This is a genomic window from Novosphingobium sp. GW835-FHT14H07 (assembly GCF_058793515.1).
The window spans coordinates 15,241-39,897 of sequence record NZ_JBXAFX010000015.1 but is presented as its reverse complement, the minus strand read 5'-3'; the positions used below and the strand labels follow the sequence as shown (position 1 = coordinate 39,897).

23 protein-coding genes are annotated in these 24,657 nt (G+C 63.6%); 14 read left to right on the top strand and 9 right to left on the bottom strand.

Annotation, left to right across the window (positions count from 1 at the left end):
- Positions 1 to 77: 77 nt before the first annotated feature.
- Both AC1Q5P_RS14290 and AC1Q5P_RS14285 read left to right on the top strand, forming a co-directional pair.
- Positions 78 to 2,444, top strand: a complete 2,367-nt coding sequence (locus tag AC1Q5P_RS14290) for a TonB-dependent receptor (protein WP_492519266.1) — start codon at positions 78 to 80, stop codon at positions 2,442 to 2,444.
- Between the two features lie 103 nt (positions 2,445 to 2,547).
- Positions 2,548 to 3,312, top strand: a complete 765-nt coding sequence (locus AC1Q5P_RS14285; RefSeq protein WP_492478387.1) for an SDR family NAD(P)-dependent oxidoreductase — start codon at positions 2,548 to 2,550, stop codon at positions 3,310 to 3,312.
- A 104-nt stretch (positions 3,313 to 3,416) separates the two neighbouring features.
- On the opposite strand, the gene AC1Q5P_RS14280 is transcribed toward AC1Q5P_RS14285, so the two are convergent.
- Entirely contained in the window at positions 3,417 to 4,214 is a 798-nt protein-coding gene (locus AC1Q5P_RS14280) for a ThuA domain-containing protein (protein WP_492478386.1), read from the bottom strand.
- Positions 4,214 to 5,221, bottom strand: a complete 1,008-nt coding sequence (locus AC1Q5P_RS14275) for an NADP-dependent oxidoreductase (RefSeq protein ID WP_492478384.1) — start codon at positions 5,219 to 5,221, stop codon at positions 4,214 to 4,216. The genes AC1Q5P_RS14280 and AC1Q5P_RS14275 overlap by 1 nt, the downstream gene beginning before the upstream one ends.
- Before the next feature lie 144 nt (positions 5,222 to 5,365).
- Here AC1Q5P_RS14275 and AC1Q5P_RS14270 point away from each other — a divergent pair, with 144 nt between their 5' ends.
- The 5 genes from AC1Q5P_RS14270 (at position 5,366) to arsB (ending at position 10,338) form a co-directional block, all read left to right on the top strand.
- Entirely contained in the window at positions 5,366 to 7,819 is a 2,454-nt protein-coding gene (locus AC1Q5P_RS14270) for a TonB-dependent receptor (RefSeq protein ID WP_039336740.1), read from the top strand.
- A 131-nt stretch (positions 7,820 to 7,950) separates the two neighbouring features.
- The gene (locus AC1Q5P_RS14265; protein WP_039336738.1) at positions 7,951 to 8,295 is read left to right on the top strand and encodes an ArsR/SmtB family transcription factor; all 345 of its coding nucleotides are present in this window, start codon (positions 7,951 to 7,953) and stop codon (positions 8,293 to 8,295) included.
- Positions 8,292 to 8,768: an ArsI/CadI family heavy metal resistance metalloenzyme gene (locus AC1Q5P_RS14260; protein ID WP_492519265.1), complete on the top strand. Its 477-nt coding sequence runs from the start codon at positions 8,292 to 8,294 to the stop codon at positions 8,766 to 8,768. Before AC1Q5P_RS14265 ends, AC1Q5P_RS14260 begins: the two co-directional genes overlap by 4 nt.
- The gene (locus tag AC1Q5P_RS14255; protein WP_492478515.1) at positions 8,768 to 9,274 is read left to right on the top strand and encodes an arsenate reductase ArsC; all 507 of its coding nucleotides are present in this window, start codon (positions 8,768 to 8,770) and stop codon (positions 9,272 to 9,274) included. Before AC1Q5P_RS14260 ends, AC1Q5P_RS14255 begins: the two co-directional genes overlap by 1 nt.
- Entirely contained in the window at positions 9,274 to 10,338 is a 1,065-nt protein-coding gene (gene arsB, locus AC1Q5P_RS14250) for an ACR3 family arsenite efflux transporter (RefSeq protein WP_492478380.1), read from the top strand. The genes AC1Q5P_RS14255 and arsB overlap by 1 nt, the downstream gene beginning before the upstream one ends.
- A gap of 13 nt (positions 10,339 to 10,351) precedes the next feature.
- Here the strand turns inward: arsB and AC1Q5P_RS14245 are convergent, their stop codons facing one another.
- The 5 genes from AC1Q5P_RS14245 to AC1Q5P_RS14225 all read right to left on the bottom strand — a co-directional run bounded on the left by AC1Q5P_RS14245 (position 10,352) and on the right by AC1Q5P_RS14225 (position 13,496).
- Positions 10,352 to 10,780 (bottom strand): nuclear transport factor 2 family protein, encoded by a 429-nt coding sequence (locus AC1Q5P_RS14245; protein ID WP_062344660.1) that lies wholly within the window; start codon positions 10,778 to 10,780, stop codon positions 10,352 to 10,354.
- 79 nt (positions 10,781 to 10,859) lie between these two features.
- A complete protein-coding gene (locus AC1Q5P_RS14240; RefSeq protein ID WP_062344663.1) occupies positions 10,860 to 11,210 on the bottom strand; it encodes a Rieske (2Fe-2S) protein in 351 nt (116 codons plus the stop codon).
- 11 nt (positions 11,211 to 11,221) lie between these two features.
- Positions 11,222 to 11,752 (bottom strand): VOC family protein, encoded by a 531-nt coding sequence (locus AC1Q5P_RS14235; protein WP_062344664.1) that lies wholly within the window; start codon positions 11,750 to 11,752, stop codon positions 11,222 to 11,224.
- Positions 11,752 to 12,489 (bottom strand): glucose 1-dehydrogenase, encoded by a 738-nt coding sequence (locus tag AC1Q5P_RS14230; RefSeq protein WP_039336726.1) that lies wholly within the window; start codon positions 12,487 to 12,489, stop codon positions 11,752 to 11,754. Before AC1Q5P_RS14230 ends, AC1Q5P_RS14235 begins: the two co-directional genes overlap by 1 nt.
- The gene (locus tag AC1Q5P_RS14225; protein ID WP_039336724.1) at positions 12,489 to 13,496 is read right to left on the bottom strand and encodes an NADP-dependent oxidoreductase; all 1,008 of its coding nucleotides are present in this window, start codon (positions 13,494 to 13,496) and stop codon (positions 12,489 to 12,491) included. Before AC1Q5P_RS14225 ends, AC1Q5P_RS14230 begins: the two co-directional genes overlap by 1 nt.
- Before the next feature lie 110 nt (positions 13,497 to 13,606).
- On the opposite strand from AC1Q5P_RS14225, the gene AC1Q5P_RS14220 reads away from it, so the two are divergent.
- On the top strand, positions 13,607 to 14,026 hold the full coding sequence (locus tag AC1Q5P_RS14220) for a nuclear transport factor 2 family protein (protein ID WP_492519264.1): 420 nt from the start codon (positions 13,607 to 13,609) through the stop codon (positions 14,024 to 14,026).
- 113 nt (positions 14,027 to 14,139) lie between these two features.
- Positions 14,140 to 15,573: a methyl-accepting chemotaxis protein gene (locus AC1Q5P_RS14215; protein ID WP_052242603.1), complete on the top strand. Its 1,434-nt coding sequence runs from the start codon at positions 14,140 to 14,142 to the stop codon at positions 15,571 to 15,573.
- Here AC1Q5P_RS14215 and AC1Q5P_RS14210 read toward each other — a convergent pair.
- Positions 15,570 to 15,977 (bottom strand): MarR family winged helix-turn-helix transcriptional regulator, encoded by a 408-nt coding sequence (locus AC1Q5P_RS14210; protein WP_492519263.1) that lies wholly within the window; start codon positions 15,975 to 15,977, stop codon positions 15,570 to 15,572. The two genes, AC1Q5P_RS14215 and AC1Q5P_RS14210, sit on opposite strands and share 4 nt — an antisense overlap.
- A gap of 212 nt (positions 15,978 to 16,189) precedes the next feature.
- Between AC1Q5P_RS14210 and AC1Q5P_RS14205 the strand changes: the two genes are divergently transcribed.
- The 5 genes from AC1Q5P_RS14205 (at position 16,190) to AC1Q5P_RS14185 (ending at position 24,330) form a co-directional block, all read left to right on the top strand.
- On the top strand, positions 16,190 to 18,763 hold the full coding sequence (locus AC1Q5P_RS14205) for a TonB-dependent receptor (protein ID WP_492519262.1): 2,574 nt from the start codon (positions 16,190 to 16,192) through the stop codon (positions 18,761 to 18,763).
- 126 nt (positions 18,764 to 18,889) lie between these two features.
- Positions 18,890 to 19,903, top strand: a complete 1,014-nt coding sequence (locus AC1Q5P_RS14200; RefSeq protein WP_193828499.1) for a LacI family DNA-binding transcriptional regulator — start codon at positions 18,890 to 18,892, stop codon at positions 19,901 to 19,903.
- A gap of 181 nt (positions 19,904 to 20,084) precedes the next feature.
- Positions 20,085 to 22,232, top strand: coding sequence for a TonB-dependent receptor (locus AC1Q5P_RS14195; protein ID WP_492519261.1), 2,148 nt, complete (start codon positions 20,085 to 20,087; stop codon positions 22,230 to 22,232).
- A 254-nt stretch (positions 22,233 to 22,486) separates the two neighbouring features.
- Entirely contained in the window at positions 22,487 to 23,773 is a 1,287-nt protein-coding gene (locus AC1Q5P_RS14190; protein ID WP_492519260.1) for a hypothetical protein, read from the top strand.
- 20 nt (positions 23,774 to 23,793) lie between these two features.
- Complete coding sequence (locus AC1Q5P_RS14185; protein ID WP_492519259.1) at positions 23,794 to 24,330, top strand: PepSY domain-containing protein; 537 nt, start codon at positions 23,794 to 23,796, stop codon at positions 24,328 to 24,330.
- 158 nt (positions 24,331 to 24,488) lie between these two features.
- Here AC1Q5P_RS14185 and AC1Q5P_RS14180 read toward each other — a convergent pair whose 3' ends face one another.
- On the bottom strand, positions 24,489 to 24,614 hold the full coding sequence (locus AC1Q5P_RS14180; protein ID WP_492519258.1) for a hypothetical protein: 126 nt from the start codon (positions 24,612 to 24,614) through the stop codon (positions 24,489 to 24,491).
- Between the last annotated feature and the right edge of the window lie 43 nt (positions 24,615 to 24,657).

The window sequence follows — 24,657 nt, the reverse complement described above, 5'->3', positions numbered from 1 at the left end:
GATGCCCGCAGCGGTGGATGAAGGAGGCGAGCCATCGTCCCTGAGCGGACGAGGTTACCCTTGGAGGGAGGATAGACATGAGAACCACTGCTGCACGGCGCATGCTTGCCGTTGCCATGACCACGACCGCGCTTGGCCTCGCGCTGCCGGCATTCGCCACCGAAGCGGACGAGCCGCAGGCGGTTCAGGCCGACGAAACCACAGCAGCCGATGCAGGCGATACCGGCGCGATCATCGTGACCGCACGCCGCCGCTCGGAAACGCTGCAGAGCACGCCGGTGGCGATCACCGCGGTCAACACCGCTTTCCTTGAAAGCAAGGCTGCCGTGAACATCGGCGACCTGCAGGGCGCGGCTCCGGGCCTGCTCATCACCCAGCAGAATTCGGGCGCGCAGGCGGCCAACATCTCGATCCGCGGCCTGACCTATGCCGATATCGAAAAGTCGCAGACGCCGACCGTGGGCGTGCTGGTCGATGGCGTGGTGATCGGCACCAACACCGGCCAGTTGCAGGATGCGTTCGACATTGCCCAGCTCGAAGTGCTGCGCGGACCGCAGGGCACGCTGTTCGGCGCCAACACCATCGGCGGCGTGATCAACATCCAGCGCACCAAGCCGACGATGAAGCCCGGCCTCAAGGCCGAGGCGACCTTTGCCAAGTTCGGCACGTTCTCGACCAAGATCCTGGCCAACTACGGCAACGAGGAGAGCTGGGGTGTCAAGGCGTGGTACTTCCACAACGAGACCGATGGTTTCTACAAGAACGTCGTGCGCAATGTCGACGCGGGCTGGAGCAATGGCGAGAACTACGGCGCCAGCCTGCTGTTCAAGCCTGTCGGTTCGGGCTTCGATGCGCAGCTGACGGTGGCCCAGGTCGAGCAGGTGTTCGACCCCGTGGTCAGCAACATCACCAACAGCAGCGAAGTGTTCTGCGCGTTCATCCCGGCGCGCGAATGCAACCGCAACACCACGACCGATCTCTACACCACTTTCGGCGACGCCGCTTCGAGCAACTACAAGGCGCCCGAAGCGACGCTGGAAATGAACTATGACGCGGGCGGCGTGAAGCTGACCTCGATCACCGGCTGGCGCAAGAGCACGGAAGCGCAGACGCAGGACTTCGACGGTTCGTCGGTCGACCTCTACTACGTCGATCGCCGCCAGCACTACGAACAGTGGAGCCAGGAGCTGCGCGCTGCGGGCGAGCTTTTCGACGGCTTCGACTATGTCGTCGGCGGCTTCTACTTCAAGTCGGAATACGACCTGACGCAGTGGTCGCGCGTGTTCGGCTTCAGCCCGACCACTCCGCCGACCCTGTTTGACCGCAACGCCCAGCGCGTGGAAGGCAAGACCGAGAGCTACGCCGTGTTCGGCGATTTCAACTGGGCCTTTGCCGAAGGCTTCCGCCTTTCATTCGGTGGCCGTTACAGCCACGACAAGAAGGAGCTGAGCAACGGCTTTGCCGCCAACACGCTGCTTGACCCCGACAACATCGACCTGAGCAAGATCGCACTGGTCGGCAAGGGCAAGGCGAGCTTCAACAAGTTCACGCCCAAGGTCGGCATCGACTGGCGCCCGAACCAGGACCTGATGGTCTATGCCTCGTGGTCGCGCGGTTACCGTTCGGGCGGGTTCAGCCCGCGCGCGGCAACGGCTGCCACCGCCAGCACGCCGTTCCAGCCTGAAACGGTCGACGCCTATGAAGTGGGCGTGAAGCTTTCGGCGTTCGACCGCAAGCTCGAGCTTAACCTTGCCGGCTTCGTGTCGGACTACAAGGACATGCAGCAGAACCTGACCGTTCCGGGCGGCCCCACCGGCAACCAGACGATCACCGGCAACGTGCCGGGCGGCGCGCTGATCAAGGGCATCGAGGCGGACGGCACGCTGCGCGTGACCGAGAACTTCCGCATCACCGGCTCTATCGCGATCATGGATTCGCACTTCCGCAACTTCGTCACCTGCGGCGCCTATGCGGCAGGGCCGGTGGCGACCAATGCCTGCGGTGCGGGGCTGGTGCCGTTCAACTACTCGGCCAACCGCCTGATCTATGCGCCGGACTTCACCGCGTCGCTGGGCGCGGAATACGTCGCACCGACCGGCTTTGGCGACATCACCACCAATGTCGGCTGGCGCCACATCTCGCCCTATGACGAACAGCTTTCGGCAGCTTCGCTGACGCCGACGCTGAACGGTTCGGGCCAGGCGACGCTGATCACGGTGGGGGGCAACGATCCGCGCGTGCGCACCACCACGCAGGATCTGGTCGATGCGTCGATGACCTTCAACTTCGACCTGAAGGACAGCAAGGCCTACCTGCGCGTGTTCACCCGCAACTTGCTGAACGAGAAGACCACGACCCACGCGTTCACCGTGGCTGGCCTGTGGTCGTTCGGCATGGCGCTTGAACCGCGGACCTACGGCGTGACCGCGGGCTTCAAGTTCTGAGGCCAGCGCATATAACCTGATCCACCTTGCCGGGGGGGCGGGGGAGGGTCGCTTAGGCGACGTTCCTTTCCGTCCCTCCGGTTTTTTATAGGGAGAGTTTCAAATGGGCCGTCTTGCCGGAAAAGTTGCATTGATCACCGGTGGCGCTTCGGTGCCGGGTCTGGGCAGCGCCACCGCGCAGCGCTTTGCCGAGGAAGGAGCCAAAGTGTGGTTGACCGACCGCGACCTGGCAGGGGCCGAAGAGGTGGCCGAAGGCATCCGGGCGGCGGGCGGTGAGGCCCGGGCCCTGCTGCATGACGTGACCAACGAGGCGCAGTGGGACGAAGTTTTCGCCGCCATCGAGGCCGAGGACGGCAAGCTGGACGTGTGCGTCAACAATGCCGGTATCGCGGTGCTGCGCCCGATCGAGGACATGACCAGCGCCGACTGGGCGCTGCAGAACTCGGTCAACCTCGACAGCGTGTTCCAGGGCACCAAGCGCGCGGTGATCCTGATGCGCAAGACCGGGGTGAAGGGCTCGATCATCAACATCTCGTCGGTGGCGGGGCTGATCGGCGTTCCCGCGTGCGGGGCCTATGCCGCGGCGAAGGGTGGCGTGCGCCTGTTTTCAAAGACGATCGCGGTGGAAACCGCCAAGGACGGCATCCGCGTCAATTCGGTCCATCCGGGCATGATCCTGACCAATATTCAGGGTGTGGCGCAGGAAGACAACGCGGCAAACTATGATGCGACGCTGGCGCTGGTGCCGATGGGCTACATGGGTGCGCCGCTGGACATTGCGAACATGAACCTGTTCCTCGCCTCGGACGAGAGCCGCTATGTGACGGGCACGGAACTGGTGGTCGATGGAGGCATGACGGCGCTTTGATTCTGCCGGGCCGATGCGTCCCCGCGCAGGCGGGGACCTCAGTCGGCTTAAGCTGAAGTTCCGTCACATCACCGAGGTCCCCGCCTGCGCGGGGACGCATTGTTTCAGGACGAGGCCACCCAGCGGATCGCGTTCTCAACCAAGCGGCGGTAGTGCGGGTTGTCGTAGGCCGAGGGGCCATCGCCCGGCTGGAGATAGACGAGGCGGCTGTTGAGAGCCTGCCGGGTCCAGCCGACGAGATTGGAGCCGGGCGGGTGATCCCAGCCTTCGCGGCTGAACATTTGGCCTTTGACGGCAAGGTCCGCCGACCAGAAGTGATCGCGATCAAAAGCGGCGCTTGAGCGCAGGAGCGGGGTCACGCCTGCTTCATGGATCTGGCCGAGATAGAGTTCGTCGGTCAGCGTGAAGCTTTCGGGCAGGCCGGCGGTGACGGGATGATCGGCGACGACCGAAATCTCGTGAGTGACATCGTGGCAATAGCCGCTGTCCGCCACGGCGGTCCCGCGCCATTGGCCGGGATGGTAGAAGAACTGCCCGCCCAGCCAATCGTGATATTCGCCCCAGGTCGGCCAGCCTGCCAGCGCGTGATGCAGCGCGACCACGCCCTTGCCCTGTTCGAGCAGGGCGCGAAATCCGGCCTTCAGTTCGGCCGAGGGCTCGCGGTAGAGCGGGGCATTTTCCGGGGCTTCGAAATCGAGGCCGGGCATGTCGTAGAGTACCAGCGCATCGAACCCGCGCATGGCATCGGGGTTCATCAGCAGCGCGGCGGCGGGCTGATCGACCATGGTGGCCGAGATGCCGTCCATGGCCTGAAACATGGCGTCGAAGGCCGTGCGATCGAAGGGATGGCCGCGCACGGCGACGAGGCACTGGAGCGGGGCGCGGTACTTGATGATCGGCATCAGGCGACTTTCACGATGACTTTGCCGATCGCCTGGCCCGAAAGCATGCGGCGATAGGCGACGAGCGTGTTCTCCAGCCCCTGCGTCTCGTCAAGATTGACGGTCAGCGTCCCGGCATCGACCCATTCGCGCAAGACGGGGAGGAACTCTGCGCCGCGATGGAGGAAATCGGGGATGAAGAAGCCTTCGATCCGCAAGCGGCGCATCAGCACCTGATCGAAGCGGGCGGGGCCGGGCAGGGGGGCATCGTTGTCATAAGCCGCGACCATGCCGCAGACGGCGACGCGGCCATAGTGCGCCATGTTGGGCAGGACCGCATCGAGCAGCGGGCCGCCGACGTTGTCGAAATAGGCGTGAACGCCGCCCTCGATCCCGGCAAGGCGCGCGGCAACGTCGTCGCTCTTGTAGTCGATGGCGATATCGACGCCCAGTTGTTCGGTCAGGTAGCGGCACTTGGTCGGTCCGCCAGCGATGCCGACAACCTTCGCGCCGAGATTGCGGCCGACCTGGCAGGCCATCGATCCGGTGGCTCCGGCGGCGGCGGAGACCACCAGCCATTCGCCCGCCTTGATCGCGGCCACTTCCCTGACGCCGACATAGGCCGTCCAGGCGTTCATGCCGAGCGCGCCGAAGTGGTGGCGGATGTCGGCCACGGTATCGTCGACGATTTCGAGGCCGGCAAGGGCAGGGACCATCGTGGCATATTCCGCCCACTGGCCGAAGCCGCGCACCAGTGCGCCAACGGGATAGGCGCCATCGCGGCTTTCGCTGACGTGGCCGAGCACGAGGCCCGCCATCTTCGCGCCCAGCGGCAGGGGCGGCTGATAACCATCGGTGCGCGGGCTCATCCACATGCGGGTGCCCGCGTCCATCGACAGGTAGCCGACCCTTACCCGCACTTCGCCATCGGCCAGCGGCGGCAGGGCTTCGGTCTGCAGGCTGAGCGCGGCTTCGAAGTTTGAGCCTTCAGGGTGACGATCAAGGCGCCAGAAGCGGTTTTCGGTCATGGGAATTCCTCTCAAGGCACAGAGGTGCCGACGCTACGGCAGCGCAGCACCTAGCCAAAGGAAGAGGCTAACGCATTGGCGAGGCGAGCGTTCGTTACAGGAGGCGTAAACGCGCGAGACTAATCACAAAGGGAGGATGCGGTCATGCGCACCATCAAGGGAATTCTTCTCGCCACTTGCGCACTTGGCGTCAGCGCACCGGTCATGGCGCAGGATGCAGCACAGGAAGGCGCATCTGCAGGCGGCCTCGAGGAAATCATCGTAACCGCGCGCAAGCGCGAGGAATCGGTGCAGACGGTTCCGGTGGCGGTAACCGCCATCTCCGAAAAGACCATCCAGCAGCGCGACATCACCTCGATCGAAAAGATCGCTGCGGCCACGCCCAACCTCAACGTCGGCCGTGCCTCGAACGGTTCGGGCGCGCAGCTGACGATGCGCGGCATCGGCTCGTCCTCGACCTCGATCGGTATCGAGCAGTCGGTCGCCGTTGTGGTCGATGGAGCCTATTACGGGCAGGGCCGCATCATTCAGGAAGGCTTCTTCGACCTGAAGCGCGTGGAAGTGCTCAAGGGTCCGCAGGCGCTGTTCTTCGGCAAGAATGCGACCGCAGGCGTCATCAGCCTGGCCACCAACGATCCCGGCCAGGACCGCGAATTCATTGCGCGCGCCGGTTACGAGTTCCGTTCGCGCCAGTATCAGGGCGAGCTGATTGCCTCGATCCCGCTGAGCGATACGCTGGGCGTGCGCTTTGCCGCGCGCGGTTCGATCATGGATGGCGGCTATTATCGCAACGTCTCGGTCGACCGCACCTATACCACCGTCGACATCCGCAACTTGCTGGCGGGCGGCAGCGGCAATCCGATCGGTTCGGTGGCCAAGCCTGCCGCATCGCGCGCGCCGGGTGAAGACGAGTTCCTGGGCCGCGTGACGCTCAAGTACACCCCGACCGACCGTCTGACGATGACGCTCAAGGGTTCGTACAACTACAATCAGGTCAACAATTCCTCGTGGAACTACGTGGCCTACAACTGCGGCCTCGCCACGGGCGTGAGCCAGTTGACCGGGTATCGCTGCGGCACCGATTTCGTGACGCACCAGAACAACATGCCCGCCGATATTGCCAAGGACTTCCCCTTCGCGAAGGACAATGGCGAGCTTTACAACCGCTATCGCTCGTGGGCGATCAACGGCGCGGTTTCGTACGAGCTCGACAACGTGACGATCAGCTCGGTCACCAATTACAACACCAACAACAACCGCTGGACCTGTGCCTGCGACTTCCAGAGCAGCAACAACGGCACCTGGGCTACCGAGAACAGCACCTGGAAGGCGTTCAGCCAGGAACTGCGTGCGCAGACTTCGTTCGACGGTCCGATCAACCTGATGGTGGGCGGGCTGTACCAGAAGACCAAGCGCGACTTTGCGCAGTACGTCATGTTCGCCGGGCTGCGTGACGATACCGCCTCTGCCGCCAACCGCTTTGTCGCCTCGTCGAAGACAAGCTTTACCGATGGCGAGACTGCGGCCCTGTTCGGGCAGGTGACGTGGAAGCTGATCGACACGCTCGAGCTGGCAGGCGGCGTGCGCTATACCCACGAGACCAAGGACAGCTTCTTCACGCAGCCCTACAACAACCTGGGCGTGCAGGGGATCTTCCGTGACCAGAACGATCCTGACGGCCTGGGCGAAGTGACCGCAAAGCAGGTGTTCGACGACTGGTCGCCCGAAGTGACGCTGACCTGGAAGCCGCAGGACGGCATCCTTGTCTATGGCGCCTACAAGACGGCCTACAAGTCTGGCGGATTCTCGAACGGCGGCATCAACTCGAAGTTCTCGTCCGATCCGCTGGCGGACCTCACCTTCAATCCGGAAAAGGCACGTGGCTTCGAAGCCGGTATCAAGACGACGCTGGCCGACAACCAGCTGCGCCTGAACCTGGTGGCGTTCACGTATGCCTACAACGATCTGCAGGTCGACTTCTTCAACTCCCCGATCTTCGCCTTCCAGACGCTGACGGCGGATGCGCGGACCAAGGGCGTGGAGCTGGAGTTCGAATACGCCCCGCGCAGCATTGACGGGCTGAACGTCCACGGTTCGATCAACTACACCAAGGCACGCTACACCGATTTCCCCTCCGCACCGTGCTATGCCGGGCAGACTCCGTCGCAGGGTTGCACGCTGGTGGGCGGGCTGGATGCGCGCCAGAACCTGAACGGGGCGCCGCTTTCGGTGGCGCCGGAATGGACCGGGGCCTTTGGCGTGGGCTACGAGACCGCTGCGGGCGAAGGCCTGAAGCTGGGCTTCAACGTCGATACCCGCTATTCCTCAAGCTACCTCGCCTCGGGCTTCGGCAATCCGTTCTCGCGCCAGGGCAAGTATGCCGTGCTTGATGCCGGTATCCGCTTCGGGGCGGAGGACGACAACTGGCAGATCGCGGTGATCGGCAAGAACCTGACCAACCGCTTCTACGTCAGCGGCGTGGTCGATGGGCCTTCGACCGGTGGCGGCACGGGCACGGCGGCGGGCGTCCGCGCCGACCAGCTTGGCTTCGGCAACCTGCCGCGCACGGTGCAGGTCTCGGTGATCAAGCGCTTCTGATCGCATCAGGCGCAAGCGAGACTGAAAGGGCGGGGCTTCGGCTCCGCCCTTTTGCGTTTGGGGGCACGATTGCGCCTTGCATCGGCGATCAATTCAATTATTCTTGAATTATCGAATCGAAAGGGTCGTCCGTGGATTCTGCACTCGTCGTACGCGCGCTGGCAGCGCTGGCGCAGGAACATCGGCTTGCCGCATTCCGGCTGCTGGTGCAGGCCGGGCCCGAGGGCATTGCCGCAGGCGCGCTGGCCGAAGCGCTGGACATCGCGCCGTCGTCGCTCAGCTTCCATATCGCCCAGCTCGCCAATGCCGGGCTGGTCGGGCAACGGCGGCAGGGCCGGTCGATCCTTTACTCCGCCGATTACGGGGCGATGGCAGCCGTCATGGGCTTTCTGACCGAGAACTGCTGTGGCGGCGCGGCCTGCGTGCCCGCCATCGATTGCCATCCTTCAAGCTCAACCGAAAAGGACGTCGCATGAAGCGCTTCCATGTTCACGTCGGCGTTGCCGACCTCGATGCCTCGATCGCTTTCTATTCCGGCCTGTTCGGCGCCGAGCCGACCGTGACCAAGGCCGATTACGCCAAGTGGATGCTGGAGGACCCGCGCATTAACTTTGCCATCTCGTGCAAGGACGGGGCGGCAAAGGGGATCGAGCACATCGGCCTGCAGGTGGAAAGTGCCGGAGAGCTGGCCGAAGTCTATGGCCGGCTGGCCAATGCCAAGGGACCGGTCATCGAGGAAGGCGCGACGACCTGCTGCTACGCCAAGTCGGAGAAGAGCTGGATCGCCGATCCGGATGGCGTGATCTGGGAGGCTTTCCTGACCGAAGGTGAAAGCACGGTCTATGGCGAGAGCCCGGACTTTGCGCCGCTCGCTTCGGCCCATGCCTCGGACACGGCGTGCTGCGCCCCGAAGGTTGCCGCCCCGGCAGCGAAGGCGGGGTGCTGCTGATGAGCGATCGTCCGTTTTCGATACTGGTGCTGTGCACCGGCAATTCGGCGCGCTCGATTCTGGGGGAAGCGATGCTTGGCACCATGGGGGCAGGGCGCATCGTTTCGTACAGCGCCGGGAGCAAGCCCAAGGGTGTGCCGCATCCCGGCGCGCTGCGGCTGCTGGCGCGCAAAGGGATCGACGTGGCGCCGTTCCGGTCAAAGAGCTGGAACGAGTTTACCGGGCCTGACGCGCCGCCGATCGATCTGGCCATCACGGTCTGCGGGAATGCCGCTGGCGAGGCCTGCCCGGTGTTCATGGGGGCGCCGCTGAAGGCGCATTGGGGCCTGCCCGATCCTGCCGATGTCGAAGGTGATGAGGCTGCGGTCGATGCCGCGTTCGAGCAGACCTGGGCCTGGCTGGAAATGCGCGTGGCCGCGCTGCTGGCCCTGCCGTTTGAAACCATGGAGCGCGCCGAACTGACGCGCGAACTTGCCCGCATCGGGCAGATGGAAGGAGCTGCCTGATGGCGACGATTGCTGCCTTGGCGCCGGAGCGTCCGCGCCTGTCGTTCCTCGATCGCTGGCTTACGCTGTGGATCTTTGCCGCGATGGCGCTGGGCATTGCGCTCGGCCGTTTCGTGCCGGCGGTGCCGCAGGCGCTGGGGGCGATGACGGTCGGTTCGACCAGCATCCCGATTGCCATCGGCCTGATCCTGATGATGTTCCCGCCGCTCGCCAAGGTCCGCTACGAGGAACTGGGAGAGGTGTTCCGGGATCGCAAGATTCTGGCGGTTTCGTTCGGGCTGTGCTGGATCGTTGCGCCCGCGTTCATGTTCGCACTGGCCGCGCTGCTGCTGCCGAACAATCCCGAATACATGACCGGGCTGATCCTGATCGGCATTGCGCCGTGCATTGCCATGGTGCTGGTGTGGAACCAGCTGGCGGGGGGAAGCCCCGAGTACGTGACTGGGCTGGTCGCCTTCAATTCGTTGTTCCAGATCCTGTTCTATGTGCCCTATGCCTGGTTCTACCTGACCTTCCTGCCGCCGGTTTTCGGTCTGGAAGGGCAGGTGGTGGACATCGACTTCGCGATGATCGCCAAGGCGGTGCTGACATATCTTGGAGTGCCGTTCCTCGCCGGATTTCTGGTGCGCAAGGCGCTGGTCGGCGCGCGGGGGCGCGACTGGTACGAAACGCAGTTCGTGCCGGCGATCAGCCCGCTGACGCTGGCGGCGTTGCTGTTCACCATCGTGGCGATGTTCAGCCTCAAGGGTGGCGAAATCCTTGCCCTGCCGTTCGATGCGCTGAAGGTGGGTCTGCCGCTGGTGGTGTTCTTCGTGGTGATGTTCGTCGCCGCGTTCGCTGCGGGCAGGGCGATTGGCGCAGGTTATGAGCGCACGGCTTCGTTGGCATTCACGGCGGCATCGAACAACTTCGAGCTGGCGATTGCCGTGGCGATTGCGGCGTTCGGCCTTGCCTCGCCCGTGGCCTTTGCCGCGGTGATCGGGCCGCTGGTGGAGGTGCCGGTGCTGATCGCGCTGGTCAATCTGGCGCTGTGGTTCAAGGGTGCGTGGTTCCGCGCACCCTGAACCGCGCTGCCGCTCAGCAGCCCTTGGGGGCGTGCTGGCGGTGGATGTTGCGGAATGAGCGGCTCTTGAACAGCCATTTGCCATCGATCTTGACGCAAGTGTCTTCATAGACGCCGCGATCGCGCATGGTCGTGCCGTTCTGGTCGTAGACCTCGCTGGTGTAGCTGCGCATGGTGGCGGTATCGCCATTGACTTCGATCGACCCCGGCCAGGCTTCGAACATGATGCCGGGGTAGTTCTTCATCGCCTCGATCCACATCGCCTTGATCGCCGCGCGGCCACGGGTGGTGCCGAGTTCGGGGTAATCGGGCAGGGACCATTCGGCGTCCTCGGCCCAGGTCGCGGCCCAGTCGTCGGCATCGACGCGGGTGACGGCGTCGGCATAGGTTTCGAGCAGCTCGCGGATGGCGAGGCGGTCTTCGGCGGGGCCGGTGAAGGGCATGGTCCTGTCTCTCCCGTTGGTTTGGCTGTGGGGAGACTAACGCGCCTGCGGGCAGGGTGAACCTGCGCTTTCAGCGAGTTCAGAGAACGACCGGCAACTCGTCCATGCCGGGGGCATCATCGGGAATGCACACCTCGATCTGTCCGCCTTCGACGCGGACGGGGAAGGTGCGCAGGTCCTTGTAGGCACCGCCGATGCAGCGGCCAGAGGCCATTTCGAACCGCGCGCCGTGCAGCGGGCACATCACCGCGCCGCGCCGGATGCGGCCGGTAGAGATGAGCGCGGCCTGATGGGTGCAGCGATCGTTGACGGCAAACAGGCCGTCTTCGGTCTTTGCGACAAGAACGTGCCAGCCGGCGATCTTCGTGGCGACCTTGCCCTCGGCAGGGAATTCGGTTTCGGCAATCAGGCTGTGCCAGGTCTCGCTCAACGTCTCGGTCCTCAAGTCATTCGGATGGTCTGGATCGGGTCGGATCCCCGATAATCCTTAGCCGCCTGCGCGACCATGGCGTAGAAATCAACCAGCGTTTTTGTGGGGGCGTAGAGTTCGGTGAACAGGCCCAGCGTGGCGGTGGTGTCGGCAAAGGCGAAGACGAACCCGTCGGTCATCTCGGCGCGCAGGGCGCAAGGTGCGCCACGTGCGGCAAAGCGGGCAAGCTCCGTATCGACATCGTCCACGAAGACCGCGACATGATGCATTCCCCAGCGGCCCGAGCCTTCGGGATAGAGATCGCGGAAGGGGGAGGGGCCGGGATTGTTCTGGGCGACGAACTCCACCATCACATCGCCCCACTGGCCATAGGCAGAGCTGTGATCCAGCTCGCGCTCCACCCCGCGATGGACGGCGCGGGCCAGCGGAATGTTGTCGGCCACGAAGAACGGGCCGGAGCCGAAGGCTTCATGGTGTGCCCGGGCGGCCGCGCGCACGTCTTCGACGAAGAACGCCACCTGCCGGATCGGAAGCCCGCTCATCAGATCGAGGCGCCGCCGTCGACGCGGAATTCGGCGCCGGTGGCAAAGGCGCTGGCATCGCTGGCAAGGAACACGGCCATGGCCGCGATTTCCTCAGGCTTGCCGAGGCGCTTGACCGGGTGGACATCGACGAAGCTCTGGTAAAGCGCGTCCGGATCGTCACTCTGCGCCAGCACCTTGTCGATGATCGGCGTGTGGATGGCGCCGGGGTGGATCGAGTTGCAGCGGATGCCATAGCCCTTTTCGGCAAAGTGCAGGGCGCAGGACTTGGTCATCAGCGTCACCGCCGCCTTGGCCGCGTTGTAGGCGACGAGGTTGGCCGAGGCTTTCACTCCCGACAGCGAGGACATGTTGATGATCGACCCGCCATGGGCCTTCATCTTCGGCAGGACGGCCTGCGTGCCCATGAACACGCCGAGCACGTCGATATCGAGTTCATGGCGGAACTGGTCGAGCGTGATCTCCTCGATCGAGCCGAGGGTGGTGATCCCGGCATTGTTGACCAGCACGTCGATGCGCTCAAACGGGGCGAGCGCCTTGGCCCAGGAGGCTTCCTGCGTCACGTCGAGATGGACGAAGCGCGCGCCGAGTGCCGTGGCGAGAACTTCGCCATTGGCGGTATCGATGTCGGCGATGATGACCGACGCGCCTTCGCTGGCATAGGCGCGGGCGATGGCTTCGCCGAGGCCCGATGCACCGCCGGTTACGAACGCGATCTTTCCGGCCAGCACCGCCATCAGATCAGCACCAGTGTCTTGCCGGTGGTCTTGCCACTCATCAGTTCGATGAAGGCTTCGGGCAGCTTCTCGATGCCCGAACGCACGTTCTCCAGCGGCTTGAGCTTCCCTTCGGCGAAGAGGCGATCGAGCATGGCCTGCGCTTCGCCCAGAACCTCGGGGTGGTCATAAGTGATGAAGCCGCGCATGGTCAGGCGATTGACCACCAGTTGCCACAGGTTGCGGTTGCCGTGGGGATTATCGGCATCGTTGTATTGCGCGATCATGCCGCAGACGGCGATGCGGCCGTGCAGGCGCATCAGCGGCAGGATGGCGTCGAGCGTTTCACCGCCGACGTTGTCGAAATAGACATCGACCCCGTCTGGCGCTGCTGCCTTGATCGCTTCGGCCAGATTGCTCACGGAGCGGTAGTCGATGGCAACATCCGCGCCGAGGTCCTTGACGATCTGTGCTTTCGCCGGGCCACCGGCAAGTCCGATCACGCGGCACCCTGCCGCCTTGGCGAGCTGGACCACGGTGCTGCCGGTGGCGCCGGCCGCGGCACTGACGACCACGGTTTCGCCAGCCTTTGCCTTGCCGATCTCGAACAGGCCGACCCACGCAGTGAGGCCGACCGGCCCGAGTGCGCCCATGTAATGCTGAAGCGGCACGCCCGGCGCTTGCTCCACCTTCTCGATCCCGAGCGCATCTGCGCCGACGACGTAGTATTCCGACCAGACCGCGAACGTGCGCACAAGCGTGCCGACGGGCCAGTCCGGGTTGTTCGATTCCACCACTTCGCCAAGCGACATGCCGTTGATCGGCGCGCCGAGCGCAACGGGCGGCAAGTAGCTCGGGCGGTCGTCAAGAAAACCGCGAATGGCCGGATCGCACGAGCCTACCCGCATGCGCACGAGGATTTCCCCCGGGCCGGGCACAGGCCGGTCAACCTCGACCAGCGAGAAGTCCTCGGGGACCGGGATGCCGACGGGGCGGCGGGCGAGCGTGATCTGGCGTGTCCTCTCCATGAGCGGACCTTAGCGGCGCCCTGCGCAAACGCATCGCTAGCCATATCGCTAGGTTTCCGCGAAGCAGCGCATGGTTGATCCTGTGGCCAAGAACGAGAGAGGACAACGCCATGACCATGACCGCACAAGAGATGATCCAGTTTGTCGACGACCTCTATGCCGCAACCGGCACGGGCGATTGGGACAAGGCAGCCTCCATGCTGACCGACGACTTCATCGTCAGCGAAGCGCCGGGCCTGCCGATGGAAGGTGTCTATCGCGGCAAGAATGCGCTGAAGGAACTCTACATCAAGGTCATGGGGCTGGTGGATGTTGCTGGTCTTAACCGTGTCGAGACCACGGCGGGCAAGGATCACGCGGTGACGATACTATCGTTCCAGTTCGCCGACCCTTCGCTTGCGCCGGCCGAACTGTGTGAAATGTTCCGCTTCCGCGACGGGAAATGCTGCGAAATCAAACCCTTCTATTTCGACCATGCCGTCTTCCGGGCTGCGGCGGAGGTGAAGGCGAAGCGCGCCGCAGTCAGCTGATTCGCCAAACCTAACCCTGTCCCTTCGTGCATAGACGGATTCCCATAACGCCCCATTTCCGACCAATTCAGTCCGGTTAACTAGCTTGCGGCCTGTACCGGAAAGGATTGTACATGGTCGTCGCACGGGATCTGCAGGAACGCATCGGCTTCTACGAACTGGGCAGGAACGAGGGCAGCTTCAATCGGCTGGCGCGCTTCGTGGCGCGGACGGTGGATGGCGGGCTGGAGAAGTTCTACGACAAGCTCGGCGCCACTCCGGCGCTGGGCAAGTTCTTCTCCTCGTCAGACCGGGTGCGCCATGCCCGCAATGCGCAAGCCGACCACTGGATCAGGGTGTTCGAGGACGGGCTCGACCAGGCCTATCACGAGCGCGCACTGACGATCGGGAATACCCATGCCCGCATCGGTCTCGAGCCCAAGTGGTACATCGGCGGCTATGCGCTGATTCTCGAGCACATGATCGAGGCGATGGTGCTGCGCGGGGCAGGGCGCTTTTCGCCGGCAAGGCGGCGGATGGCCAAGGATCTGGTGGCCTTGGTCAAGGTGTCGATGATCGACATGGACATCGCCCTTTCGACCTACTTCGAAATGGCCGAGAAGACCACGCGCGACATCGTGCTGGGCAAGATGGGCGTATCGTTGCGTGCGCTGGCCGAAGGGGATCTTTCGACGCGGATGAGCGACCTGCCGGAAAGCTTCCGACAGGTCGAGGACGATTTCAACAAGGCGCTGGAACGGCTTTCCGCGACGATCGGCCTCGTGGCCGACAGCAGCAGCCACATTGCCACCTCGACCGACGAAATTCGTGCAGCAACCGAGAACCTGGCTTCGCGCACCGAGCGGCAGGCCAACAATGTGCAGGATTGCGCGCGCGCCATCGATGAACTGAGCAGTGGTCTCAACAAGACATCACGGTCGATGGCAGACCTGAGGGTATCGGCGCACGATACCGAGAGCGAGGCGACGCAGGGCCGCGAGGCGGTGCGCGAGGCGATCAGCGCAATGGACGATGCCCAGCAGAGCGCTCAGGAGGTGGTCCAGATCGCCGAGATCATCGACGGCATCGCCTTCCAGACCAACCTGCTGGCGCTGAACGCGGGAGTCGAGGCTGCGCGCGTGGGCGAGATGGGGCGCGGCTTTGCCGTTGTGGCGAATGAGGTGCGGGCGCTGGCGCAGCGATCGTCGGAAGCGGCCGACAATATCAAGAAGCTGCTTTCGGCAAGCCGGGAGCAGGTGGATCGGGGCGCCGAACTGGTCAAAGGCACGGGCGTGATGCTCCATGCGATCATCGGCAAGGTGACCGAGATCAGCACGGGCGTGGTCGAAGCCGCGCAACTGACCGAGGAACAGGCGGCCTATGCCCTGAAGGTCAACCAGGCAATCAGCGAGATTGACCTCGCAACGCAGCAGAACGCGGCCATGGTGGAACAGAGCGCGGCGGCAACGCGCAGCATGGCCACGACATCGGGCAGGCTTGCCACGGCGGTGGCGGTCTTCTCGGGACACCACAGCCACCAGGTGCCCGAGTTGCGGCGGGTAGCCTAGCGAATCTTCCGGAGCGTTTCGAGAACGGCGCGGTAGGCGTCCTCGCCGATGGCATCGGTGAGCAGGGCCTCACCCTCGTGCGAGGCGGCGTGAATGCGAGGCATGACCGATTGGCCCTGGCCGGACAGGAACATGCCGATGGTCTTGCCCTTGCCCGGCCGGCGTTCGAGCAGGCCGCGATCCACCAGCCGCGAGACCATAGTCGCGATGTTGGAGCGCTGGATCTTGAGCATCTTGCCGATGGCGCTTTGCGTGATGCCAGGACTTGCCTCGATGACCAGCAGGACCGCGGCATCGGGATGGCGCAGGCCAAGATCGCCATAGGAAGCGTTGACGGCGCGCAGGGCAAGGTTCGCGGTCCGCACCAGATGAAAGCCCAGCATGGGATCGAGCGGATGTTTCATGCCTGCTGCGTATCATCGCCGTGGCGCTTTTGCATCACCAACCCGTCACACCAATTCTACCAAAAGTTGCTATTGACCATAACATGGAATCGGGCATACTCCCGATATCGCCGATGCTTCGACCGAAAGGCCGCGATCCGAAAAAATCGGAGCGTGCCGACAGGTGAAAAGCCTCCAGGTCGCAACCGGGCACGGCGTGGGAGGAGAGGATGATGAAACTGCTTCGCGCGGGCGCGAGCCTGCTTGCCCTGTCGATGACCGGAACCGCCCTGGCGCAGGATGCTGCCGAGGAAAAGGTGCCAACGACCGACGAGATCGTCGTCACCGCGCAGTTCCGCGCCCAGAACCTTCAGGATACCCCGCTGGCGATCACGGCTGTGAGCGGCGAGCTGTTGCAGCAGCGCGGGCAGACCAACGTGTCGGAAATCGCCGCGCAGGCGCCCAACGTAACGCTCAAACCGCAGGGCCAAGAACTCGGCCCCGGCATCATCGCCTTCATCCGCGGCGTCGGCCAGACCGACCCCAACTTTGCGCTCGAGCCGGGCGTGGGCATGTACATCGATGACGTATACCTGCCGACGCTGACCGGTTCGCTGCTGGACCTGACCGATCTTGACCGCGTGGAAGTGCTGCGCGGGCCGCAGGGTACGCTGGCCGGGCGCAACTCGCTGGGCGGTTCGATCAAGCTCTATTCCAAGAAGCCGGAAGGCAGCAACAGCGGTTCGATGGAGGCGACCTATGGCCGCTACAACCGCATCGACGTGCGCGGGCTGTTCGACCTCAAGCTGTCGGAAAACCTGTTCATGCGCGTGGCGGGCGTGACCAAGAATATCGATGGCTACGTCAAGCGGCTCGATTACAACCTGACCCATCCGGGCACGAATGTCCCGACGTTTGCCAAGGGCGCGAACCCGGTGCTGGGCAATGTCGGCGGCACGTCGTCGGTGGCGGGCAAGGTCTCGCTGCGCTGGCAGCCGACCGAGACGGTGGATATCAACCTTTCTGGCGACTACACGCGCGAGCGCAACGAGCCGGGCGCAAACGTGCTGCTCTATGCAAATACCTCTGCAGTGTTCGACGGCCCGAATGCGACCTTCACCGGTGGCCGTCCGTTCCTGCAAGGTACCAACGGCGCGGGCATTCCGCTCAACTGCATGTTCGTGCCCAACGGGGTGAACAGCTGCGACACGATCACCGGATACGATCGCCGCTATATCTCCTATGCGACTTATGCGGACCCGGCCCGGCCCGACAGCCAAATGCCCTACAAGCCGACGTTCACCGATCCGCATTCGGATCTGGATAACTATGGCGCGGCGCTGACCATCGACGTTGACGTTTCGGACCAGCTCAAGCTCAAGTCGATCACGTCATGGCGCCGGTACACGGCGGACTGGTCCTACGATTCCGACGGTTCGCCGATTGCCAACAACAATCTCAACCAGACCCAGAAGAACCGCCAGTGGAGCCAGGAACTGCGTCTGTCGGGCAAGGTGCTCGACGACAAGCTCGATTTCACCGTGGGCGGTTTCTACTTCGATACACGCGGCACCTTCACCGGCCGGATCAACCTGAACTATGCCGGGATCGACTTCCGCCACGGCCCCGATCCGACGCCTGCCAAGAACAAGGCGATCTTCGCAAACTTCACTTATGCGCTGAGCGATGCTGCGAACCTGACCGGCGGCATCCGCCAGTCATGGGACGAGAAGGACTATGGCTACGTCCGCAAGAATCCGGATGGAACCAACATCCAGGGTCCGTGCAACTTCTTCCTCGGCGCGCCCACTGCAGGTCCGACCGGCATCGGCAACCAGCCCAACTGCCTGCTTTTCGGGCTTGACGGCCTGACCGCGAAGTTCCGCGACAACCGCGTCGACTGGCGCGTGGCGGCGGACTATCGCTTCAGCCCCGAGTTCCTGTTCTACGCACAGGTATCGACCGGCTATCGCGCCGGCGGCGTCAATCCGCGTCCGTTCTTCCCGAGCCAGGCGACCGCCTTCCGGCCCGAGACGATCACTGCCTACGAAGCCGGGTTCAAGTCTGACCTGTTCGATCGCAAGCTGCGCCTCAACGTCTCGGCGTTCTTCAACGATTACAAGAACATCATCCTGTCGAGCGTGAACTGCCTTGACCTTGCCACGGCGGGTCCGGGCGGGTCTTCGCAGGCCACCCCGTGCCTGCGGCCATCGAACGTCGGGTCGGCCCACGTGAAGGGTTTCGAAGTGGAGACGCTGATCCGTCCGGTCGACAACTTCACGATCGACGGTTCGCTCAGCTACCTCGATTTCAAGTACCAGAAGGTCGATACGCTCTCGACCGGGGTGACGCTGAACGACGTGACGCCCTATACGCCGAAGTGGAAGGCGGCGATCGGCGTGCAGTATGACATTCCGGACGTGCTCAAGGGCATGGTTACGGTGCGCCTCGATGGTGCCTATCAATCGAAGATCTACACCGAGGCCGCCAATATCGACAGCCTGGCGGTAAGCAGCACGGTGGCGGCCAACAGCCCGGTCACGCCTTCGCCGTTCAGCAATGCCGGTGGCGGCGGGCCGATCACCACGCTGCGCCTGTCCAACCGGATTGACGGCTATTTCCTCGCCAATGCCCGTCTCGGCTGGCAATCGGATGCCAAGGACTGGGGCGTCACGCTCGAAGTGCAGAACCTGACGAACAAGTACTACTTCCTGACCCTGCTGCAGGAAGCGTTCGGCGCAGGCACGGCATCGGGACAGCCGGGCCGCCCGCGGACCTGGTCGGTTTCGGTCCGCCGTTCGTTCTGAGGTGAGGGGGGGCGCGGACCATGTTCGGTTCGCGCCCGCCCCCTTTTCCGGAAAGACATGGTCGCGGTACCCGATCTGCATTATTCCGGTTGCAGCGGGTTGTGCAGTGCGCCAAAACTCGTGGTGATGAGCAAGAGCAAGGTGCCCACCGGGACGGATGTTGCCCGGTTGGCTCGCGTATCCAAGTCGGCAGTTTCGCGTGCCTACAACGGTGGGTATGTGGCGCCCGAGGTGCGCGAGCGGATCTTCGAGGCTGCGCGCAAGCTCCGCTACCGACCCAGCAATGCCGCCCGCGCCCTATCGACCAATCGTTCGAACCTGATTGGCCTCGCCATCACGGCACTCGATAACCAGTTCTATCCCGAGCTGGTCGACAGGTTGAACGACCGCCTCAGTCTGGATGGCTACCGCTGCGTGCTCTTCGAAACGCGCGGCGAGGCCGGGCTCGAGCCGGTTCTCGATGAACTTCTCGGCTTCAGGCTTGATGGCGTGATCATGGCTTCAACCTCCTTTGCCACTCGGGTAGCCAGCGAATGCGAGGATGCCGGCGTCCCGGTCATCATGCTGAACAATGTCGATCTGACGGCACAGGTTGGCGGGGTTTCTGCGGACAACAGGCATGGCGGGGAGGCGGTTGCGCAGCATTTTCAGTCTTTGGGAATTACCCGGACGGCTGTCATCAATGGCCTTGCCGAAAGTTCGGCCAGCGTTGAGAGAACGGCGTTCTTCAGGGATGCCATGCTGAGAGCAGGGTTGCCTGAGCCGATCGTCGCTTGCGGAAAATACGATTTCGAGACCACGGCCCGCGTGACAGCGGAACTGTTGCGGTTGCCCGACCGTCCCACCGGCATCTTCTGCGTAACCGATCTCATGGCCCTGTCCTGTCTGCAGGCGGTTGTCGGTTGCGGGCTTGTGCCCGGTGAGGATGTCGCGATCGCCGGCTTCGACAATGTTCCGATTGCCGCGTGGCCTGCCTTCGACCTCACGACTTATGCCGTGCCTGTCCCAGAAATCGTCGACACCGCCTGGCAACGCCTCATCTCCGCAATACGCGGTTCGGAAGTGCCGAAGGAAGTTCTGCGGGTTCAGGGCGAACTGGTGATCCGCAGCAGCACTGTCGGGCGCGCTGCGCGCGACTGACCGCAATCGCGGATCAGCAGACCAGATAGCCTGATAATCCGCTTCGTCGGAGTTTGACGGGCGACCCGACGACCTATCGGTCGGATGGATAGGTATCGTCCGAATCCTTCAGTTTGTGCAACCGGTCCCATACGTTCAACCAGAAGCTGCACATAAGAATTGTGTCTAAGAGGAGGGGATTTTGTCACAGATCACACCGCGCCTTTTGGCGTCTTGCGCAGCCGCGGGCCTTGCCGCGCTGTCCATTCCGGCGCTCGCCCAGTCGTCGGCTGACCAGTCTGCGGCTGGAGACGACAACGGCCGCCTTCCCGAGATTGTCGTTACTGCCGACAAGTTCTCGCGTTCGATTCAGGACACGCCAATCGCGCTGACCGTCGTGACGGGTGATGCGATCGCCAAGTCTGGCGCCACGAAGATCGATGACGTGCTCAAGAACGAGCCGGCGGTCGTCGTGCAGGGTGCCGCACGCGGCTTCCTGGTCTCTATCCGCGGCCTCGGTCTGTCGCTGCCGCCGCAGATGGGGCAGGGCGCGGTAGGCACAAACTTCGACGGTGCCTACTCAAGCCGTGCCGAAAACGCCTCGGTCGGCTTCTACGACCTTGAGCGGGTCGAGGTCCTGCGTGGTCCGCAAGGCACACTCTATGGCCGCAACTCGGTAGGCGGCATCGTAAACGTCGTTTCGAAGAACCCGGTTCTCGACAAGGTCGAGGGCTATGTTGGCCTCGAGGGCGGCAACTATTCGCTGATCCACGGCGAGGGTGCGCTGAACGTGCCACTTGGCGACAAGGTTGCGATCCGTGTCTCGGGTGCCGGGATCTCGCGCGATGGCTACATGAGCAATGGCCATGACGACAACAAGTCGTATGCCGGCCGTGCGAAGTTGCTGTTCAAGCCTTCGGACGATGTCAGCCTGCTGCTCGGCGTCGAGCATTCGGCGCTGCGTGGCCAGGGTCCGGGTGCCGTGCCGATCGCCAGCATCCTTGCCGGTACGCGTGAGACGACCGACGTGTCGGTCGGCTTCCAGCGCGTCAATTCCTACAAGTACTGGGGTGAACTGCGCGCGGACATCGGGCCGGGCACCCTGAGCATCCTGCCGTCGCTGCAGATCACCAAGGGACGCACCATCGGTGCCTTCGGTGGTTCACTTGCGGACTCGCTGGATCCCAAGCTCACGCGTCAGGAGCAGATCGAGGTCCGCTACGCTTCGCAGCCGGGCTCGCCGTTCGACTGGGGTGTGGGTTTCTACCACTACAAGAGCCGCAACATCACCCAGGCCGTGTCGACGCCGTGCCAGGACGTCGATGGCAACTACGTCATCCCGGCGGCGGGCTTCAGTGCGCTTCCGGTCGGCTCACCTCCGGGCCCGGTTGCCTCGGGCACCTGCCTCTCGGCAGATCAGGCGCGCGCTGAATCGTACGAGCCCGAAATACGCCGGTCGCAGACCGATGGCATCTTAGGTCAGATCACCGTTCCGATCACCGATACGGTCCGCGCCATCGGCGGGGTTCGCTACACTTGGGAAAAGGTGAGCGGCGAGAACGTCGACAGCCTCGACCTGACCGGAGCGCTGACGCCGCTCAATGACGAGCATTTCGACTATCGTGCCGGCCTGGAAGCCGACCTGTTCGGGGACAAGTCCAAGCTCTATGGCACCATCGCCTCGGGCTATCGCCAGGGCGGGTACAGCTTCGGGCTCGGCACGTTCGAACCGGAAAAGATGACGTCCTATGAGATCGGACTGAAGAACAAGCTCGCCGGCGGCGACATGCTCTTCAACCTTACCGGCTTCTACTACGACTACTCGGCCTTCCAGCTGGTGATCGCGAACTTCACGGTGTTCCCGCCGCAATTGTTCGTACCGACGATGCCGGGCCGCGAGTACGGTGTTGAAGCCGAGACGGTGATCGCCGTGGGTGGACGCGGGCGCTTCAATGCTTCGGTCACCTATCTCGACTCGCGTCTGGACGGTCTCGACGGCTTCTACGTGGGCGTGCCGTTCCCCAACAGCCCGAAGTGGTCGGTCAAGGCCGGTTACGAGCATGCCTTCGAGTTCGGGAACCTGAGGATCACCCCGCGCGCCGACCTCCGGTTCTCGTCCGCATCGAACGTATATCCGGAAACCACCGTGGTGGCCGATACGCATCCTTCGGTGCAGAACGACTATGCCACAGGTGACGTTTCGATCCAGGTTGCATTCTCGGACAGCCTGACATTCACAGGCTACATCAAGAACGTGAACGATCAGGCAATCAAGCAGTCGCACTTCTTCGGATACGCGCAGCTTGCCGCTCCGAGGACCTACGGCCTTACCGCCAACTACAAGTTCTGATCTGCGACGCTGGGGGGCGCCGCGGCAGTGCCGTTCATGTTCGCGTGAACGGCACTGCCTTCAGATCTCGGGAAAAACCAATGTTCAAAGCGCAGGTCGGCTTGCCACCTGTCGAAATCGGGAAGAGGTTACGCATGCGTCTTGCGGTCATGCTGGCTACTACAGCAGCACTATTTTCAGTTAACTCCCACGCCCAACCAGCTCCGCCCCCGGGAAATGGCCCTGGCGTCCCCCCTCCGGGCGGCATGCCGGCAATGCCTATGATGGCCGCAACCAACTACACCACCGGCCTGCGTATTACCGACGGTGCCTTCAATGCCGCGTCGCCGAAGGACGCTGCCTTGGCAACCGCGACCGCGACGCTGGTCGAAAGTGCCACGATCACATCAGCACAGAACGCCTTCAACCCGATCCTGGCTGAAGGCGGGAAGACGGCTATCACAATCAAGCGCACGAAAATCCGCCTGACCGGCACCGGTACCAACGACTTTCTCGGTACTGGCGCCGGGATTCTGGCGCGCGACGGCGCGGCGCTCGTCCTGACCGATTCCACCATCGAGACCAACGGGCCGATCTCGTCTGCGCTCGTCGCGGCCGAGAATGCGACCGTGAAGATCTATGGCAGCAAACTCGTTGCCAACGGCGGCCCGCTGCCAGCCGATTACAAGCCGCGCATCGGCCCCGGCATGATGGAGCCGCCTGCGCCGCTCGGCCTCGTCGGCACCGCGCGCACCCTGCTGGCGATGAGCAACTCGCGGACCTACGTTTACAATTCGACGATCGAAGCCGACGGTTGGGGCGCGCTTTCGACCGATGCTGCGGGCGATGCCCTGTATCTTGAAGCCAACGATTGCGTGATCAGGGTGCGTCGCGCCGGTTATGGCACCTACGCCGATTTCGGGGCGAACGTGGTCGTCAACCGCTCGAGCATCGATAGCGGAGGGATGATGGGAATCATCGCTGGCAAGGCACGGACGCGCTACGATCGTGTGACCGGCACGGCGGCCGATAACGTGATGATGATCCATTCGGTCATGGCCTTCGACATTACCGAGCAAGCAACCTTCGAGATCGCAAATTCGAACGTCGTGGCCCGGGGCAGCGCGCTGCTGGTAAAGAGCGCCAACGCCAATATCGCCATCGCCTCGAGCAAGGTCGCAAGCGCCAGGAACGTCCTGCTCGAAGTCCGCAAGAACGATGACGCCAACGCGACGAAGACCAATGGCAAGCCGGTGCCCGGCGTTCTCCTGACCGTCACCAACTCGGAACTGCAGGGCGGCATCGTCGATACCGACCCGGATCGCACGACGATGGTCGTGCTCGACCATGCTTCCCTTACGGGCGCGCTCACGGACGTCACTTTGGCCATCAAGGGCGGCGGCAAATGGACTGCGAACGAAAACTCCGTTGTCACTGCTGCTGACAGCGCCACGCTGGGCGCGATCGACGCGACGGCAGGCGTGACGGTTCAGGTTCGCGGGGCTGGCGCCTCCGCGCCGCGCAAGCTGCCCTCGGGCGGAAGCCTCGTCTTCTCCGGCTGAGGGTGGGGCGGGGTGCAGTCATGAAGATGCGCCGCTGGCACAGATGGTTCGGCTTGCCCTCTGCCATTCTGCTGGGCTTCGTCGCGCTGACCGGAACGCTGCTTCATGTCGACATGATCCGTCTCGGGCAAAAGCCGCCGGGTTCGGATCATGGCATCCAGGCGCCGCCACGAAATTTGCCATCCGATGCCGAGCTTGAGGCCATGGTCGGCACGCTGGCGGCAACGGCACGTTCCGAGACCGACTTCCCGGTGAGGTCCCTCCAGATCAATCTGGATGCCACGCACGTGACGCTGGTCGCGGCAGAGGGACTTGCCCCAGGCAGCAAGCAGATCAAGATCGACGCGACAACCGGCAAGCGCATTATCGAACCGCCGCGCCCGGCTGATTTCCATATAGTGCTGCAGGACCTTCACGCGGGTTACACGTTCGGCTGGGGGGGCCGGATCGTCAGCCTGTTGTGCGGGATTGCGCTGCTGGTCCTTAGCGTGACTGGCTTTCAGATCTGGTGGGATCTGCGCAAGCGCCGAAAGAACAGGGAATTTTTCTGGAAGTAGCGGCGGAGCGAGGATGACATCGGGAATATCCGGTGATGACACTGACTTGAACAAGCAGGGCGCCGGGCCGATTGCGCGCCCCTGTCGGCGGGCTGGCCGTGGTCGGGCCGTTGTACTTCCTTCATTCGGCTCCTTCGACGGGGAGACAGCCGTCTCCATCAGGGGCATTGATCCGAGAGCGCGATCGCGCTGTCGAACATGGCCTGGCCAACGCGCAGCAGTTCCTCGCGGCTGGGCAACCGGCTCTTGTCAATGGTCTGGGTGCAGGCAGCCGGCATCGCCACGCGCCGGAGTGGGAAAGTTCCCGCTCGGAGATCTTCGCGTCTT